We start from the raw sequence: 16,359 nt of genomic DNA, 5'->3' as shown, positions 1-16,359 counted from the left end.
GGCGGGACAGTGCAGCCGGCGGCCGGCAAAGGTATCCTTGAAAAAGGAAAAAGCCGGTCCAAATTTGTAGTAGCGCGGATGTAGCGTGGACGCTGCAAGGCCGCGCGTGGGCGGAACACCTCGGTTCGCTCAGATGCGGACTCGTTGCGGCCACGGTACAAAAAGAATTAAAGTAAATCAGAGGAGCCTGCGTCTGCTGGGTCAGAATGGAAATAATGGCTCTCTCGCTCCCCTCTTCCCTTGCCCCGATGACGGCCACGCAGCAAGACCGGCAAATTGCCGTAGCGGTGCGCCAGCAGCGCTCATCCGCCGCCGCATTCCCGACGAAGCCGAGGCCGAAGACCTCCTGCAGGACGTTTTCGCCGAACTCGTGGAAAGCTACCGGCTGCTCAAGCCCGTGGAGCAGGCCGCGGCCTGGCTGTTTCGGGTGGCCCGCAACCGCATCACCGACCTTTACCGCCGCAAGCGCTCCGTGAGCCTGGAAGAAGCTTTTGGGGCGGCCAAAGCTTCCGACGACGGCGAAGGCCTGCTCCTGGCCGACCTACTGCCGGCACCCGACGACTCGCCGGAAAACCGGCTGCTGCGCGAAACCCTCATGGAAGCTCTTTCCGATGCGCTGGCCGAGCTGCCGGCCGCTCAACGCCAGGTATTTGTGTGGCACGAGCTGGAAGACAAAACCTTCCGCGAGATGGAAGCCGAAACCGGCGTGCCGCTCAAAACCCTCATCTCGCGCAAGCACTACGCCGTGCTGCACCTGCGCAAACGGCTGCAGAAACTCTACACCGAATTATTCAACGACTAATTAATTAGTGATTAGCCGTTAGTGGTTAATTCCGAGAAGGATGACCCGTTTCGGCCATTAATCTCTAACCGTTAACCACTAACCACTAATAGCTAACATTCTTATGGACCGTAAATTCTGGCTGCTGCGCGGCCTCCGATTCCTGCTCTTCGCGGCCTTATTCATCACGGCGGCGGTTTTTCTGACCCAGTACCTGTGGAACTGGCTGGTGCCGGAAGTTTTCGATGGCTCGGCCATTAGTCTGACCCAAACGTTTGGCTTGCTGGTGATGAGCCGCATTCTGTTCGGCGGCTGGTTCCGGGGCGGGCATTCCGGCGACTGGGCCCGGCGCCGCAAGGCCTGGCAGCAGCGCATGGCCGACCGAATGGAAACCCTCAACCCGGACGAGCGCGAGGAATTCCGCCAGCAAATGCAGCAACGCTGCGGCATGGGCTTCATGCGTCGCCCCGAGCCCGAGCCCCGGCCGCAGCAACCGGCATAGAGCAGTTCCTGTTTCTACGAGCTGAGTTAAAAGCTAAAACGCTTGCCATCTGTTTTTTAACTTTTAACTCTCACCCTTCAACTGCCGTCCAAGCTGCACACTGATTGCGAAACTGCTGTAGCTGCCAACATTGCCATCTCATCGACTAAGGAATTCGCATAAATCAACCCAAGTGCAGACTACCAGACACCAGCCAATTAATCGCACGGCAGAAATCCCTGACCAAACATGGTCAGGGATTTCTGTTTTTTTGCATTCAATACGTTGCTCTACAGCTCCTTGACATTGTCGCCAAGCCGTCGGTCAATAATGATATTATAGGGGTCGACGGCTACGGATGCAGGCTTTTTGTTTACCACGAAGCTCAGCTTGTTGTCGCCTGGGCGCAGGCGGCGCTTTACCAGCAGCAGCGGGGCCACGGGCTTTTTGTCCTTGCCTAGCTCGGGGAAGATGGCCACCGGCAGCGCGTCGCGCGATTGGTCGGCGGGGCGCTGGTTGCCGAGGCTGTCGGCGTAGAACTTGGCCGATTTCACCGTGAAGTCGACCTGGTACTGGCCGTTGGGCAGCTTCTTGCTGGTGGCGGCGGTCACGCGGTTGTCGAACAGGGTGATACGCTCAAACTGGTCGGTGATATAAGACTGAAGAGAATCGGGCGCGGCGCGGCGCAGGTAGCCAATGAACTCGGGCGAGTTGGTGTAGGGCGGCGGCTGATAGGCGGTGGCAGCCACGTATTTTTTCAGCGCCCCGTTGAGGGTTGCCTCGCCCATGTAGTCCTGCAGTCCATACATCACCACCGACCCTTTGCGGTAGTGAATGTATTGCTGGTTTTCGACCAGCGCCAGCGGTACTTCCTTCTTCTGCTCAAAAGCGCGGCCTTGCAGGTAGCGGTTCATATCAAGCTTCAAAAAGCGCTGCATCGCCGAAGGACCGTTGTGGTGGCGGAGCACCATCAGGGCCGTGTATTCGGCCAGGGCTTCCGACATGAGCGTGCTGCCCTGCACGGCACCGCCCACTACCTGGTGGCCCCACCACTGGTGGGCTACCTCGTGGGCCGTCACGTAGTAGGGCATGTTCAGGTCTTCCGGGTCGTTGTCGTCCACGTCGGCCACGAAGCCAATGGCCTCGGAGAACGGAATGGTGTTGGCGAAGCTCTGGGCAAAAGAATTGTACTGCGGGAATTCCAGGATGCGTACCTGCCGGTGCTGGTAGGGCGAAAAGTTCTTGGAGCAGTACGCCAGCGCGTCCCTGGCGCCTTCAGCCATGCGCTTGAGGTTGTACTCGTGGCCCGGCTGGTAGTAGATTACGATTGGGATGCTGCGGCGGCCGGCCGTGTCCACCCACCCGGCCTTGTACTGCTGGTAGCGGGCCGAGAGGAAGGTGTAGAAGTTTTTCATGGGCCGGTCCATCACGTAGGTGAAGTAGCGGCGGCCGTCCTTCACCCACTCCTTGGTGAGGTAGCCGGGGGCCACGGCGGTCTGGTCGGCCTCGGTGCTGACGGTCGTTTGGAAGCGTATCCAGTCGGCATCGGTGCCGATGTAGGTGTTCTGGCGGGCCTTGAGGTCATCGACTTTGGCCATGCGGGGCTTGGGTTTCAGGCCGTAGTTTTTGCGGTCCTGGTCTTCGCTCAGCTCGGCTTCCTCGCGGTAGCCCAGGCCGGGCAGGTAGCCGTTGTTGATGAACGTGCCGTTCTGCACGATATCCGTGTTGGAGCCCGCGTTGGGGAAGCCGCGCTCCTGGTAAAACAAGTCCATGCTGAGGGCCATCGAGTCGCCGGGCGCCAGGGGTCGGGCCAGGCGGTAGATGCGGAAGCCGAACGTGGTATCGTTCAGGGCTAGCGTGGCCTGGCCGGGCGCGCCCAGCGCGAGGCTGCGCACGCGCGGATTCCGCTCGATGGGCAAGCTCACAATCACCGAATCCAGCGGTTGCGGTTGCTTGTTCACCAGCATAAACTCGCCCCGGAACCGCACGGCGCGGGTGCTGGGGAAGATTTCTGTGTTCAGACTCACTGCCGTGATGCGGGGCTGCGGCACGTCCCGGTAGCGGCGGTATTGCTGCTCGTAGGCCAGCTGCTGCTTTTCGCCAGCCTTGGGGCTGAGGTACTTGTTGAGCACGTTGGTGTTGTAGAAAATATAGGCCCCGGCGCCCAGGCTCACGAGCAGGCCCAGCGCCAGCGTGGCGCTGCTGCCGGTGCTCCAGCGGCGGCGGGCTTCGCGCAGGCGGCCGGTGGTGTCGGTGCCGCGCACCCAGAGCAGCGTGGCAGCCAGCACCAGCAGCAGGGCCACGCCCACCCACAGCAGCTTGGTCCACCAGAAGGCGGGCAGGAAGTGGCCGTAGCCGTTCATGGCCGAGTACGGGCCGGGCGAGATGCCCCCGCCGAAATCGAGCAAACGGTGGCCCAGGCCAATTTGCGGCCGGAACTGGTCGGCCAGATAGTACACCACGATGAGGGCAAAGCCCAGGTACTTGTTGTTCACCACCACCTGCGTCACCATCGCCAGCACGCAGAGCAGCAGCAGGTAAGGCAGCTGGTAGAGAAACAGCGCCTGCACGTACAGGCCGATTTCGTAGTTGAAGTAGCCCTTGAAAGTCTGAATAATGAGGCCGCACACCATTACCACGGCCATGAGCACCACTTGCACTAACCAGAGCGCGGCCAGCTTGCTCAGAAACGGCACCCAATTGGGAATGGGCACGGCGTCGGCAATCTGGGCCACGCCGGCCTGCCGCTCGCGCCAGACAAGCTCGCCGCTGTAGAAGATGATAATGGCAAACAGGAACAGGAAAAATGGTCCGCTGGCGATGGTCAGGTACTGGTTGGTAACCGGAAACGTGGGCGTGTCGAACGTTTTGCCGGCCTGCGAGGCCGTGGCCAGCAGCACGATAACGCCCGCGCCCGCAATGGCCGCGAAGTAGCGGCTGCGTACAATGCCGCGAAACTCCAGCTTGGTGAGGCTCCACCACTGGCTCACACTCAGGCCACCGGAGAACACCTGCGTCACGTGGGGCAGCAGGCGCAGCCCGCCGGCTACTCCCTGGCCGGCGGTACCGGCCTCGGCCAAGGCACCCGCGGCGGCTGAGGCGCGGCGCACCTTTTTCGACACCTTTTCCGAAGCCAGGGCCGAAAACCGGAACCGCGCGTAGCAAAACGCCAGCAGCGCCAGCCCGAAGCTCAGCCACACCGCGCGGTTGAGCAGCAGGTAACTGGACATGGGAACCAGCAGCGTGTTCTTTTCCGGCGCCGTGAGGTAGCGCGTGGTGAAGTTCAGGGCCGCAATACCAAAGGCATCCAGGGCCGCCACCAGGTGCTCGTTTTTGAGGTCGCGGATGTAGGCGTTGGCCACCAGGTAGCCCACCAGCAGGAGCACGGCCCCAATGTAGGTGCTCAGGATGTTGCGCGTGAGCGTGGCCGTGGTGAAGAAAATGGCGCCCGTAAACAGCAGGTTGGGCAGCACCAGCGTGAGGTAGGGCCAGATATAAGTACCTAGCGGCGTGCTGGCCAGAAACCGGTCGTGCTCCATCCAGGGCATGATGCCCGCCACCCCGGCACCCAGGCCCAGTCCGGTGAACACGAGCACCGCAATCAGATAAGACCCCAGAAAGCGCCCGCCCAGGTAGCCGAACTTGCTAATGGGTGTGGTGTAGAACAACGGGTGGGTGCGGTACTCAAAGTCGCGGTACACGGGGTTGCCCATGAGCGAGGAAGCGATGATGACGCCGAACACGCTCAGCACCGTGATGGTGATGGCCACCGAAAACGGAGAGTTGATTTTCACCGCCTGCCCGTCGCCGCCGATGGTCACATCGGTGCCCGGTCCAAAGCCGCCACCCGCCGCCGTGACCAGCAGAAACGCGAGGATGAATAAAATGGCAAAGTAAATCCACGTAGCCGGCCGCTTCAGCCGGTATTTCAGTTCGAAAAGAAGTATGGGGAAGAACATATCAGGGAATTAAAAATTATGAGTTGAGAATTAAAAAGGCTGTCATGCTGAGCCTGTCGAAGCATCTCTACCGCTTCGTTGAATTACTTGCGCGGTAGAGATGCTTCGGCTGCGCTCAGCATGACGTTCTTTCTTGCTCAGGCCAGGACTGGCTCGCTTTTAATTCTCATTTCATAATTTTTAATCTCCGAAAAATACACGTCCTCCAAATCCGGATTCACGGCTTCGAACCCACTGTCCGGCGCGGAATCGGCCAGGATGTGCACCACGGTTTTGCCCGCAAACAGGCGTGAGCTGATGACCTGCTGCGCGGCTTGCAGGGCCGGCAGTTCGGCCTTTTCAATCAGCTTGCGCCAGATTTTTCCTTTCAGGTTATTCATCACCGAAAGCGGGTCGCCGGTGAGCAGCACTTCGCCTTTGTTGATGATGGCCATGTGGCGGCACAGGTCCGATACATCGCTGACAATGTGCGTGCTGAGAATAACCACCAGGGTTTCGCCAATCTCGCTCAGCAGGTTGTGGAAGCGGTTGCGCTCGGCGGGGTCAAGGCCGGCGGTGGGCTCGTCCACGATGATGAGGCGCGGGTTGCCAAGCAGGGCCTGTGCGATGCCGAAGCGCTGCTTCATGCCGCCGGAGTAGCCGCCCACGTGCTTTTTGCGCACGTCGTAGAGGTTGGTCTGGTGCAGCAGGGCGGCTACCATTTCCTTGCGCTCCTTGCTGCTGGCAATGCCTTTGAGGGTGGCGAAATGGTCGAGCAGCTCCTCGGCGCTCACGCTGGGGTACACGCCAAACTCTTGCGGCAGGTAGCCCAGCACGCGGCGCACGGCCTCCTTGTCGCGCAGCACGTCGATGTCATCGAGGTGAATGGAACCCGTATCGGCGTCCTGCAGCGTGGCAATGGTGCGCATCAGGCTCGATTTGCCCGCGCCGTTGGGCCCAAGCAGGCCAAACATGCCGTTGGGTATTTCCAGGCTCACGTTTTTGAGCGCCTGAGTCCCATTGGGGTAGGTTTTGGAGAGGTTGGTAATCGTGAGGGCCATGCTTTTTTGCAGAAAAAGGTGAAAGTTTGTTAAGAGAAAGTGAGAAATGGACCGCCTCAGGGCGGCTTCAGGGAAGTTAAATCGCGAAGGAAGTGCTCTTATTACAGCCACCGCATTGATGCTGCTTTGGCGCCTTTGGTTGCCTGGCCATAACGGCGCTGGATTCGCCTGCCTAGCCGGCAATGCGGGCGGTGGCCGGCTCCGTGGCCCAGCACACGGTGTCGGCCAGCCACTCGGTGTAGAGGCGGGCGCTGCCGGGGTCCAGGGTTTTGGGCAGCTCGCGCAGGGCGGTTTGGGCCTGGGCGCGGGCCGCGTCGGCGTCGCCGGCCAGGCGGGCTAGGGCGGCTTCGGTGCGGGGTAGCACGTCGGTCGGCGTGTGGGCCGTCACCTGCGCCTTTTCCCGGAAGGCGCGGGCAGCCGGCAGGTCGTGCTCGTAGGCCGCCGCAAAAAACGCCGACTCCAGCCAGCCGTTGGCTTGCAGGGCGGGCGGCGTCAGGGCCAGTCGGTCGCGGTACTCGCGCAGGTACTGCCCGGCCTGGTCAATTTGGCCGGCATCGAGCGCCGCCAGGTAGAGGTATTGATACGCGTAGAGCTTGAACGGCAGTTCCGCGGGCGAGGCCACGGCCTCCTCAAGCTCCGCCAGAGGCAGCTCGCGGGGCCGCACTCCGGACGCTGACCGCACAAAAGCCGAGAGCACCGCCATTTCGAGCTGGCCGGCCGGGCCGCCGCGCCACAGGTTGAGTACCCGGGCCCCGTCGCTGGAAAAACCGCCGGTGTGAAACGGAACAGCCGTCAGCAGGGCCAGGAATACCGAGAACCCGCCACTACCGGCCAGGCCGGCGGCCAGCACCTGCCCCACGACCGTGGCCGGCGTGGGCAGCAGCGCCCAGATGCCCAGCGCCAGCGCCGCCCACACCACGCTGCCCAGCGGCCCACCCGCCGCAAAAATCATGAAGCGGCGGCGCAGGTTGTGGTCGTCGGGCGGCACGCAGAGCACCATGCCGCCGGCCGTGTTCAGGTTGGTATTCCAGCGGAAGCGCAGGCGGCCGTCCTGCTGCTTCCACATCAGCGGACCTACCACAAACCATTGTAAAACAAAGCCCTGCCGCCCGCCCGCCAGCGCGTGGCCCAGCTCGTGCAGGCCCACGGCCACCAGCCAGGCCAGCGGTAGCAGGGACAGTAGCGCGGCCACCTGCCCGCCGCCCCAGTGCGCGTGTTTGAAATACGCCCCTACGTACTTCCCCACCAGCAGGCCCAGCCCGCCGCCCACCAGTATGGAAATTAAAAAGGTCAGGAGTTTTTTCGACTTTTTCATGACGTTGGGATGGCAGGAATCTGTGGGCGGCGGGCAATATTACATGGTGGGCCGTGCACCCCGACCGGGTGGCCCAGGTGCGGGCCCCGCCCGCACCCAACCGGCCTGCTTCTTCCTGCCAACGGCTACTGCCCGCCCTGCTTGCTGCCGCCGCCTTTCACGTCGTCGTTCGAGATGGACTTGCGCCGCTTGCCCTGCTGCTCCTGGCCGAAGCGGTAGCCAAAGCTCACGCGAATGCTCCGCTGGAACCCCCGGTACTCCTGCTGCTCGCTGAAAGACAGCGTGTTGACCGTGCTCCGGTAGGCCCAGTAGGCATTAAACGGATTGGTGACGTTCACCGTCAGGTCGGCTTTGTCTTTCAGCAGGTTCTTTTTCACGCCCATGGAGTAGTACAGGTTGGCGGCGCCCCGGCCCTGCAGCTCGGGCGTGGGCAATGAGGCGTAGGCAAACGCCTGGGCCGTGAAGCTTCTGGGTAGTTTGTACGACGTATTGAAATTCAGGCCCGCCGTAAACCCGGTGCGCTCGATGCCCAGCGTGGGGCTGCGGCGCACGATGTACTGCACATCGGGGCCGCCGCTGATGTCCCAGCCCTTGGCCGGCTTGGCCGACCCGTAGAAATTGAGCTGATAAAACGCGTTGGCCGCCACGTTGGCGAAGGTTTCTTCCGTTACGCCCACCGTGGCGGTGGCCCGGCGCACGCTCTCAATGGCGTTGCCGGTGCGGCGCACCGAGGCCGACACGTTGAGCGAGCCCGCCTTGCCATTGGTGTTGAAGCTCAGCTCGTAGGAGTCGGTCAGCTCGGGGTCGAGGTTGGGGTTGCCGAAGAAAATATTCTGCGGGTCGCCCAGGTTGCGGAAGGGGTTGAGGTAGTAGATGTAGGGCCGGGTGATGCGGCGGCTGTAGGCCAGGCGCAGGCTGTTGGCTTCGCTAAAGGCATACTGGGCGTTGCCGTTGGGCAGCAGCGAGTAGTAGCTGCGCTCGAAGCCCGAGTCCGTGGTCTGGAAATCGGCCGCCAGGGCCGTGCGCTCCAGGCGGCTGCCCAGGCTCAGGTTCAGCTTTTTGCTGGGCGCGAAGGAGTAGGTGGCGTAGGCCGCCTGCACGTTCTGGTCGTAGCTGAAGTCGGTGGAGCGGCCGGGCAGGCGCACAAAATCCGTCGTTTCGCCCCGGCGCAGGCCGTCTACGTCGGCTACCGAGCCCGTGCGCCGCCAAATGGCCTTGAGGCCCGTTTCCAAGGTCTGCTTCTCGCCAAAAGGCTGCACAAAATCGGTCTGGAACGTGTATTCCGAGCCGGGCGTGCGGCCGCGGCTGCGCTCGCGGTAGTTGGCCTGCGTGCTCTCCAGCGGCACCATGGAGTTTTCAAACTGGTCGTAGTCGTAGCCAAAGGTGTTGTCGTTGCGCGAGTACTGGCCCAGCACGCTCCATTCGCGGCGGGCCTGGGCAAAGGTCTGGGTGTACGTGCCGGTTACCTCGGCGTTGAGGCCGGAAAACAGGTTGTCGGTATTGCGGAAGAACAGGCTGTTCTGCGCGGGGTTGGACGCCCCGAAACGGCTCAGCAGCGCGTTGGTGCTTTCGCCGCCGTAGCCGTTCAGCGAGCCGGCCAGCGAAAAGCTTTGGCGCTCGCTCACGTCGTAGTCGAGGCCCAGGGTGCCGTAGTAGTAGCCGCCGTTGTTGCGGCCCTTGCTGCTTTGAGTGAGCGTGGAGGCGTCCAGGAGGCCATTCCGTACCCGTTCAAACTGGTTGGGCCCAAACCACCGGCCCACGCTGGCCGAGGAGGTGAAGCCAAATTTGCCCTTCTTGAAATTGAGCGACGCGTTGGTGTTGGCGTCCCGGTTGCCGCCCGAGGCACCCACCCGGCCGTTCACGCCGCGGTCCACCCCTTTTTTCAGCACGATGTTGATGATGCCGGCCGTGCCCTCGCCGTCGTACTTGGCCGGCGGCGTGGTAATGATTTCGACGCTTTTAATCTGGTCGGCCGGGATGCTTTTCAGGGCATCGGCCAGGTTGGCGGCCATCGTGGGCGAGGGCTTGTTGTTCACCAGCACCCTGAAGTTGCCGGAGCCTCGCATTTTCACGTTGCCTTCGCCGTCCACGGCCAGCAGCGGGGCTTTGCGCAGCACATCGGCCGCGGTGCCGCCGGTATTGGTCACGTCCTGCTCGGCGTTGTAGATGATGCGGTCGGGCCGCACCTCCACCACCGGCTTCGTGCCGATGACCAGCGCCTCAGCCAGCGCCGTGCCGGCCGTGGGCAGCCGGAACGTGCCCGCATCGGTGGCCCCCGCCGTGATGGTGACGGCCCGCGTTTGGGTGCCGTAGCCCACGTAGCTCACGCGCAGCCGCGCCGGCCCCGCCACCAGCTTAGTGAAGGTGAACCGGCCGTTGTCATCGGCCGCAATACCGGTAATGGCCTTGTCATTGGGCGCGGGGGGCAATAGCACCACCGTGGCATAGGGCACTGGCTGGCGGTTCAGCGAGTCGAGCACCACGCCCGTGATGGAGCCGGTGCCCGCTGGCGGCGCGGCCGGCAATGCCGGCTGTTGCGCCCAAACCGGGGTAGTGAGAACAGGCGCGGTCAGCAGCAGCGCCAGCAGCAAGCGGTAAGGGTAAGTCATGTGCAGAAGGAAGCAGAAAGGGTGTTGAAAAGAAGGAAATGTGTTGAAAAGAGGCAGAAAATCCAGTCGTCGTTGCATGGCGCACGCGCTACATTTTAGCCGGCCAGTTCAAATCAGCTCAGCTAATGCGCGAACAGCTATATAGCGAAGCACGGCCTCCTATTATTGTTCAACTCTGTAGTTATTGGAAGAAGCCGAGGCAAAGGTCTGCCCCCGCTTCCGACTCCGACTTACCGCCCCGATTTAGGGTTTGAGGCGCCTCAACCCCTGATTTGGGCCGCGCCACAAAGGAACGGCCCGGCCGCGAATCCGCCGGGTTTACACCGCAGAATTTGGGTGGCGGGCGCGGCAGGCCCTACCTTCATAGCGGTTCTTCTTTGTTGCTACCCATGAATATTCTCCGCCACGTTGACCTGACCCGCGTTTTCTTCGTCGGTATTGAAACCGTGCCGGGCCACGCCACCCACGCCGAGCTGCCGGCCACGCACCAGCCGCTCTGGAAAAAATTTTGCGAGAAGCGCCACGCCCGCGAGCTGGCCGACGGCCAAACCCACGAAGAACTGTTTGCCAACGGCGGCCTCTACGCCGAGTTCGGCAAGGTGGTGTGCATCTCGGTGGGCTTCTTCCGCTTGCTGAAGGACGACACCCTGGAATTCCGCACCAAGTCGTTTGCCGACGACGATGAGTGCGAGGTACTGCGCGGTTTTGGTAACTTCCTGCAGCGCTACGCTCCCTACGGCCCCAGTCGGTATGCCAAGCTCGACACGGCCGGCCCCGACGGCTACTTCCTGTGCGCCCACAACGGCCGCGAGTTCGACTACGGCTACCTGGGCCGCCGCATGCTGATTTGCGGGCAGGACATTCCGCCCATACTCGACATTGCCGGTCACCGGCCCTGGGACCTCCCCCACCTGCTCGACACCATGGAGCTGTGGAAATTCGGCGACAACAAAGGCCACATCACGCTGGCCCTACTGGCCGGCCTATTCGGCATTCCCTCGCCCAAAGACGATATCAACGGCTCGCAGGTAGCCCATACCTATTGGATAGAAAAGGACCTGGCTCGCATCGTGGCGTACTGCGAAAAAGACATCATCACCACAGCCCGGATATTCCTGCATTACACCGGCCAAAAAACCCTGTGGGACGCCGTGCAGGTGACGGCCACGCCCTGGCCTGCCGTGCCCACGATGCGCATTGCGACGGTGTAGCCCGGCCACTCCCTGCTGCCATCACGCCAGCACAAACAAAGAAGCCCCGCGCATTACTGCACGGGGCTTCTTTTATAAAAACTGGACGACGCTCAAGCCTTAGTTCAATGTGGCCAGGTCAATCACGAAGCGGTACTTCACGTCGCCTTTCAGCATGCGCTCGTAGGCTTCGTTGATGTCCTTGATGTCAATCAGCTCGATGTCGGACATGATGTTGTGCTCGGCGCAGAAGTCCAGCATTTCCTGGGTTTCGGCAATGCCGCCGATGAGCGAGCCGGCGATGCGGCGGCGCTTGCCAATCAGGTTGAAGGCGTGGACCTGCGGGGCTTCGGGCGGCACGCCCAGCAAAATCATGGTGCCATCGCGGCGCAGCAGGTTCAGGTAAGAAGCCAGGTCGAGCGGGGCCGACACGGTGTTGATGATGAAGTCGAAGTAGTTGCTCACCGACTTCAGCTGCTCCTTGTCTTTGGTCACCACAAACTTGTGGGCACCCAGGGCTTTGGCATCGGCTTCCTTGCCCGGCGAGGTGCTGAGCACCGTGACTTCGGCACCCATGGCGGCGGCCAGCTTCACGGCCATGTGGCCCAGGCCGCCCAGGCCCATCACGCCCACGCGGTGGCCGGCGCCCACGTTCCACTGCCGCAGGGGCGAGTAGGTGGTGATGCCGGCGCAGAGCAGCGGCGCCACGCGGGCCAGGTCCAGCTTTTCCGATACCTTGAGGGTGTACTTTTCGTCTACTACAATCTGACTGGAGTAGCCGCCGTAGGTGGGGCGGCCGGTTTCCTTTTCGGTGCCGGCATAGGTTCCCACCATGCCGGTTTCGCAGTACTGCTCCAGGCCGTCCTGGCAGCTGGGGCAGGTGCGGCAGGAGTCCACCATGCAGCCCACGCCGGCCAGGTCCCCCACTTTAAAGTTCTTCACGTGGGCGCCCACCTGAGTCACGCGGCCCACGATTTCGTGGCCGGGTACCATTGGGAAGATGCCCGCGCCCCACTCGTCGCGAATCTGGTGCAGGTCGGAATGACACACGCCACAGAATTGAATGTCAATGAGAACATCGTGCGCGCCCACGTCGCGGCGCTCAAAATCGAAAGGCGCCAGGGGCACACTGGCGGCCGGGGCCGCGTAAGCTTTAGTAGGAAGCATCAGAAGAAAATTAGGAATGTCGAATATTAAAATGGAGAAGCTGGCCGGCAGCCTTGGCCTTCGGAAATACCGGCCGGCAGCAACTGGGCTAACCGCACCGGTTGGGTAAGGTTTACGGGACAGCGGCGAAAAGCGCGGGGTACCTTTGCGGCCTTATCTACTGTCTTACGCTATGTCTCTCACCCCCGGTCGTTTGTTTCTCACCTCGCTGGGCCGCCTGCGGCTGGTTGGTTTTCTGGAAGGAGTTTCGTTGTTGGTATTGCTCGGCGTTGCCATGCCGCTGAAGTACCTGGCGGGGCAGCCTGCGGCGGTGCGCTACGTGGGCATGGCGCACGGCGTGCTGTTTGTGGTGTACGTGCTGCTGGTCATTCAGGTGGCCATTCAGTACCGGTGGTCGTTTGGGAAAACGGCCCTGGCCTTGGTGGCGTCTGTGTTTCCGTTCGGCACGTTCTGGGCTGAAAAGCGCCTATTTCATTAACCGGCCTCTCAGGCAGTTGCAACCGTAGCGGGAAGAACGGCGGGCGCGCCTTCCGCTAGCGCGGCGTCTACCAAGGCCCGCATTCGCTTCAACGACTCGCGGGCAAACTTGCGCTGCAGCATGCGCCCAAACAGCTTGAAACCAATCCAATAGAAGGGGTTGCGAATCTGGCCGGACTGCGACACGGCGTGGATGCGAAATTGCACCGCACCGGTTTTCAGGTTTTTGTGGATGGTGAAGTCAATCTGGCCGCGCTCAAAGTGGCCTTCGAGGGTGCGGTAGCCGTAGCCCCACACCCGCTCGGGTTCCGGCCCGGCAGGGCCGTGGGGCGTGTCACGGGCGGCCTCATCGGTCACGCCGCTCACCCGCACGCCGAAGTAGAATTTAAAGAACAGGAACTGCGCCCGCAGCACCATGACGCGCTTTTCTAGCGGGCCGTCGGGCGTAAAAATACCGGTAATCAGGTCGGGCGGCGGGAAGGCGTAGCGTCGCAGCACATCCTGCGCCGCCGCGAAGGAGCCGGCCGCGGCGGGCGGGCCGGGCGCTTCGGCGGGCAGGTCGGCTTCGTAGTCGTCCAGGCGCCAGCCGGTGGCAGTGGTGTACTCACTCTGGCGACTGAAATCGTAGTTGACTTCGGTGTTGGCGTAGGCCTCCAAGCGGGCGCGCTGCTGCTCCCACAGCGGCGGCGCAACCGGGCCGTGCCCGGCAGTGCTACGCGTGGCGCTCGTGGTCATGGGTGCCGCTTTCGTCTTTGGTGATGGTTTCCACGGTAACGTCGCCCAGGGCCTGGCCGCCGCCGGCCGCCGCCACGCGCCGACAGAACTCAACCCAGGTGGCTTCCTGCACGCGCTTGCCGATGCCGGTGGTGTTGTAGGCGAAGGCCACCAGCCCATCGCGGGAGCGGGCCCGCGAGCGGATTTCAAAGCGCAGCACCTCGGGCGACTCGTCCAAGTAATGCGCTTCGAAATGAATTCGGCCCGCCTCGGGGTGGCCTTCGAGGGTGATAAACTCGAAGAACGTGGCGCCGACTTCAGTCACGCGCACGCACCCGTTCCAGGGGCCGAGGATGGTGATTTCAAATTCCTCGCCCACACGCAAGCCGCTTTCGCAGCCTTCCTTTTTCTTGAAATTGGCCAGCAGCTCGGGCGCGAATCGGGCCACATCGGCCTGGACTTCGGCCATGAGCTGAGCCGGCGTACGGCGCGGCCGGGCCACGTCGATAAAGTAGCGCCGCTCCAGCCACGGCCCCGAACCAGTGGCGGCGGGTTGTTCAGGTTGATGAGTGTCGGACACTGTTTTTAAGTAGTAATTGAGAATTAAGAATGCAAAGAGGGCAATCCAAGCTTGGTTTCGCGTATACGTTGCCAGCTCGCATTAGGGCAATCTTCACATGCTCAATTAGCAGCTGATGGTATGCGCCAGCCGCACATTGCGAAAGCCCCAATTCTTGATTACCGATTATTAGCTGATGTTACGCGGCGATTCGGGCTAATTCCTGGTTCATGGCTTTCAGGCACGCCAACCAGAGTTGCGCTTTTAAGCAAAAATTGCCCATTCCGCAGCGGAGTTTGAACACGTCTAACTTGGTGTGGGCCAAGATGGCGGCAAAGAAATGGTTGACTTGAGTATCGTTTTTTTGGTGGGCGCTTTGCCCATAGAAGCATTCTGTTTGAGGGATTTGTGGTATTCTTCGACGCCTAAACCCTTGATACGGGTTTCCACGGTTTTAGGCAAATTGTCGTTGACTGGGGCTGGCTCAGGCTCGTGTCGCTGCTCACCAGATACAGCATGCCTGCCGAGCCGCCTTTGTTTGGAAAGACTTGCCGGGCATTTTATTTCGCCACCACGCCGTTGGGGAGTGGTTTGGCAAGCAAACAAGCAGCTGGCGAGAACGTGGTTTCAGCCCACTTGGGCTGCTTCACCGCTGGGTGGCAGAAACTGCTGGAGTCGTGTGGTTCACTTCCACCTGACCGGCCTTCATCACCCACTTCACGTGGTCGATGACCACGTTGATATCTTTGAGTGGGTCGCCTTCGACGGCCACGATGTCGGCGTAATAGCCGGGCACGAGGGCGCCCAAGGACCCCTCCATGCCCAGCATTTCGGCCCCGGTCCCCGTGGCCGTGCGCAGGGCCTGCGCCGGGCTCATGCCGGCTTTGACGAACCAGGCCAGTTCGCGGGTATTCTCGCCGAAGCCCGTGAACACGGCATCCGAGCCCATGGCAATTTTCACGCGGGCTTTAACGGCCCGCTTCAAGGTCTCAAAGTTTTTGGCCACGTACTGGTTCAGGCCGGCCACCACGGTCGAATCGTAGCCGTACTCGGCCCGGTGGGCGATGTAGTAGCGGTTGTGCTCCACGGTGGGCACGTAGATGGTGCCTTGCCGGGCCATGGCGGCCAGCGTGGCGTCGTCCAGGTCAATGGCGTGCTCCACGGTATTGGTGCCGGCCCGCACCGCGTCGCGGGCGCCGTCGGGGCCGTACGAATGGATGGCGATGCGCTTGCCGGCGCGGTGCGCCACGTCGGCGGCAGCTTTCATCTCCTCGTAGCCAAAGGTCTGAAACCCGGTCACGTCCTGGTCGCTGCCGGTCGAGCCGTACATTTTAATCCAGTCGGCGCCGGCCGCCAGCTGCTGCCGGGCCACGCGCTGCACCTCGGCCACGCCGTCGCACTGCCCGGGGTCGGGCACGGCCCCCGCTTTGTAGGGCGAGCTGCTGATGTGCAGGCCGTTGCCGGCCACCAGCATGCGCGGCCCGTGCATGGCACCCCGGTTGATGAGCGCGCGCATGGCCAGGTCCATATTGTCCGAGGAACCCAGGTCGCGAACGGTGGTGACGCCGGTTTCCAGCGTTTTTCGAGCGTTTTCCTGGGCCAGAAACACCGTTACGGCCGGCCCCAGCATGCCCAGTTGTTGCCACGGGGTGGTACCGGGCGCTTTATCCCAATAAAAAGTCAGGTGGGTGTGCGCATCGATGAGCCCGGGAATGGCCGTGTACGCCCGCAGGTCCAGGATTTCGGCAGTGGCGGGGATAACCACGTCTTTCTCGGGACCCACGGCCACGATGCGGTCGGCCTTAACCAGAATCACGGCGTTGGGAATGACCCGGCCCCGGCCGTCAATCACCTGGCCGAAGCGAAGGGCCTTCACCTGGGCCCGTACCCAGGAAGGGCATTCCGCGAACAGCAAGACAAGCAATAGAAGGAGCAGTTGGCGCATGCAATGGGGGATAAGTGGTTTACCACTCTACCCTACTATTTTAGGGAATTGATAATAAGTAAGTTGTCGAATAAACCAGTCTAGCAGGGCCGTAATTTTACGGGCTATTGGCTCTTGCGGCC

At 61.9% G+C, this 16,359-nt stretch carries 12 protein-coding genes and 1 pseudogene; 4 read left to right on the top strand and 9 right to left on the bottom strand.

Annotated elements, in window-relative coordinates:
• Positions 1-133: 133 nt before the first annotated feature.
• Complete coding sequence (locus BEN47_RS12625; protein ID WP_204378320.1) at positions 134-802, top strand: RNA polymerase sigma factor; 669 nt, start codon at positions 134-136, stop codon at positions 800-802.
• A 103-nt stretch (positions 803-905) separates the two neighbouring features.
• On the top strand, positions 906-1,283 hold the full coding sequence (locus BEN47_RS12620) for a hypothetical protein (RefSeq protein WP_070728766.1): 378 nt from the start codon (positions 906-908) through the stop codon (positions 1,281-1,283).
• 269 nt (positions 1,284-1,552) lie between these two features.
• Here the strand turns inward: BEN47_RS12620 and BEN47_RS12615 are convergent, their stop codons facing one another.
• The 4 genes from BEN47_RS12615 to BEN47_RS12600 form a co-directional block, all read right to left on the bottom strand.
• Complete coding sequence (locus tag BEN47_RS12615) at positions 1,553-5,221, bottom strand: ABC transporter permease/M1 family aminopeptidase (protein ID WP_070728765.1); 3,669 nt, start codon at positions 5,219-5,221, stop codon at positions 1,553-1,555.
• Between the two features lie 137 nt (positions 5,222-5,358).
• Positions 5,359-6,261 (bottom strand): ABC transporter ATP-binding protein, encoded by a 903-nt coding sequence (locus BEN47_RS12610; protein WP_070728764.1) that lies wholly within the window; start codon positions 6,259-6,261, stop codon positions 5,359-5,361.
• Between the two features lie 172 nt (positions 6,262-6,433).
• On the bottom strand, positions 6,434-7,576 hold the full coding sequence (locus tag BEN47_RS21490) for a M50 family metallopeptidase (RefSeq protein WP_070728763.1): 1,143 nt from the start codon (positions 7,574-7,576) through the stop codon (positions 6,434-6,436).
• Between the two features lie 125 nt (positions 7,577-7,701).
• Entirely contained in the window at positions 7,702-10,185 is a 2,484-nt protein-coding gene (locus BEN47_RS12600) for a TonB-dependent receptor domain-containing protein (RefSeq protein ID WP_070728762.1), read from the bottom strand.
• A gap of 389 nt (positions 10,186-10,574) precedes the next feature.
• Between BEN47_RS12600 and BEN47_RS12595 the strand changes: the two genes are divergently transcribed.
• A complete protein-coding gene (locus BEN47_RS12595; protein ID WP_204378319.1) occupies positions 10,575-11,396 on the top strand; it encodes a ribonuclease H-like domain-containing protein in 822 nt (273 codons plus the stop codon).
• 99 nt (positions 11,397-11,495) lie between these two features.
• Here the strand turns inward: BEN47_RS12595 and BEN47_RS12590 are convergent, their stop codons facing one another.
• The gene (locus tag BEN47_RS12590; protein WP_070728761.1) at positions 11,496-12,542 is read right to left on the bottom strand and encodes an NAD(P)-dependent alcohol dehydrogenase; all 1,047 of its coding nucleotides are present in this window, start codon (positions 12,540-12,542) and stop codon (positions 11,496-11,498) included.
• Between the two features lie 172 nt (positions 12,543-12,714).
• On the opposite strand from BEN47_RS12590, the gene BEN47_RS12585 reads away from it, so the two are divergent.
• Complete coding sequence (locus BEN47_RS12585) at positions 12,715-13,020, top strand: DUF3817 domain-containing protein (RefSeq protein ID WP_193427147.1); 306 nt, start codon at positions 12,715-12,717, stop codon at positions 13,018-13,020.
• 8 nt (positions 13,021-13,028) lie between these two features.
• Here BEN47_RS12585 and BEN47_RS12580 read toward each other — a convergent pair whose 3' ends face one another.
• The 4 genes and pseudogenes from BEN47_RS12580 to BEN47_RS12570 all read right to left on the bottom strand — a co-directional run bounded on the left by BEN47_RS12580 (position 13,029) and on the right by BEN47_RS12570 (position 16,237).
• Entirely contained in the window at positions 13,029-13,754 is a 726-nt protein-coding gene (locus BEN47_RS12580; protein WP_070728759.1) for a DUF1990 family protein, read from the bottom strand.
• Positions 13,732-14,313, bottom strand: coding sequence for a DUF1990 family protein (locus tag BEN47_RS12575; protein ID WP_070728758.1), 582 nt, complete (start codon positions 14,311-14,313; stop codon positions 13,732-13,734). The genes BEN47_RS12580 and BEN47_RS12575 overlap by 23 nt, the downstream gene beginning before the upstream one ends.
• Before the next feature lie 178 nt (positions 14,314-14,491).
• A pseudogene (locus BEN47_RS23050) lies at positions 14,492-14,846 on the bottom strand (IS701 family transposase); the annotation flags it as partial.
• Positions 14,847-14,938: 92 nt separating this feature from the next.
• Entirely contained in the window at positions 14,939-16,237 is a 1,299-nt protein-coding gene (locus BEN47_RS12570) for a metal-dependent hydrolase family protein (protein ID WP_070728757.1), read from the bottom strand.
• Positions 16,238-16,359 lie beyond the last annotated feature (122 nt).

Source organism: Hymenobacter lapidarius (assembly GCF_001816145.1).
Lineage (GTDB): Bacteria > Bacteroidota > Bacteroidia > Cytophagales > Hymenobacteraceae > Hymenobacter > Hymenobacter lapidarius.
The sequence above is the reverse complement of the archived record's forward strand: the minus strand, read 5'-3'. Positions and strand labels throughout refer to the sequence as shown.

Excerpts from the sequence above, each read along its gene's own strand:
- BEN47_RS12625 (WP_204378320.1), top strand. The coding sequence starts at position 134 with ATGCGGACTCGTTGCGGCCACGGTACAAAAAGAATTAAAGTAAATCAG.
- BEN47_RS12620 (WP_070728766.1), top strand. The coding sequence starts at position 906 with ATGGACCGTAAATTCTGGCTGCTGCGCGGCCTCCGATTCCTGCTCTTC.
- BEN47_RS12615 (WP_070728765.1), bottom strand. The coding sequence starts at position 5,221 with ATGTTCTTCCCCATACTTCTTTTCGAACTGAAATACCGGCTGAAGCGG.
- BEN47_RS12610 (WP_070728764.1), bottom strand. The coding sequence starts at position 6,261 with ATGGCCCTCACGATTACCAACCTCTCCAAAACCTACCCCAATGGGACT.
- BEN47_RS21490 (WP_070728763.1), bottom strand. The coding sequence starts at position 7,576 with ATGAAAAAGTCGAAAAAACTCCTGACCTTTTTAATTTCCATACTGGTG.
- BEN47_RS12600 (WP_070728762.1), bottom strand. The coding sequence starts at position 10,185 with ATGACTTACCCTTACCGCTTGCTGCTGGCGCTGCTGCTGACCGCGCCT.
- BEN47_RS12595 (WP_204378319.1), top strand. The coding sequence starts at position 10,575 with ATGAATATTCTCCGCCACGTTGACCTGACCCGCGTTTTCTTCGTCGGT.
- BEN47_RS12590 (WP_070728761.1), bottom strand. The coding sequence starts at position 12,542 with ATGCTTCCTACTAAAGCTTACGCGGCCCCGGCCGCCAGTGTGCCCCTG.
- BEN47_RS12585 (WP_193427147.1), top strand. The coding sequence starts at position 12,715 with ATGTCTCTCACCCCCGGTCGTTTGTTTCTCACCTCGCTGGGCCGCCTG.
- BEN47_RS12580 (WP_070728759.1), bottom strand. The coding sequence starts at position 13,754 with ATGACCACGAGCGCCACGCGTAGCACTGCCGGGCACGGCCCGGTTGCG.
- BEN47_RS12570 (WP_070728757.1), bottom strand. The coding sequence starts at position 16,237 with ATGCGCCAACTGCTCCTTCTATTGCTTGTCTTGCTGTTCGCGGAATGC.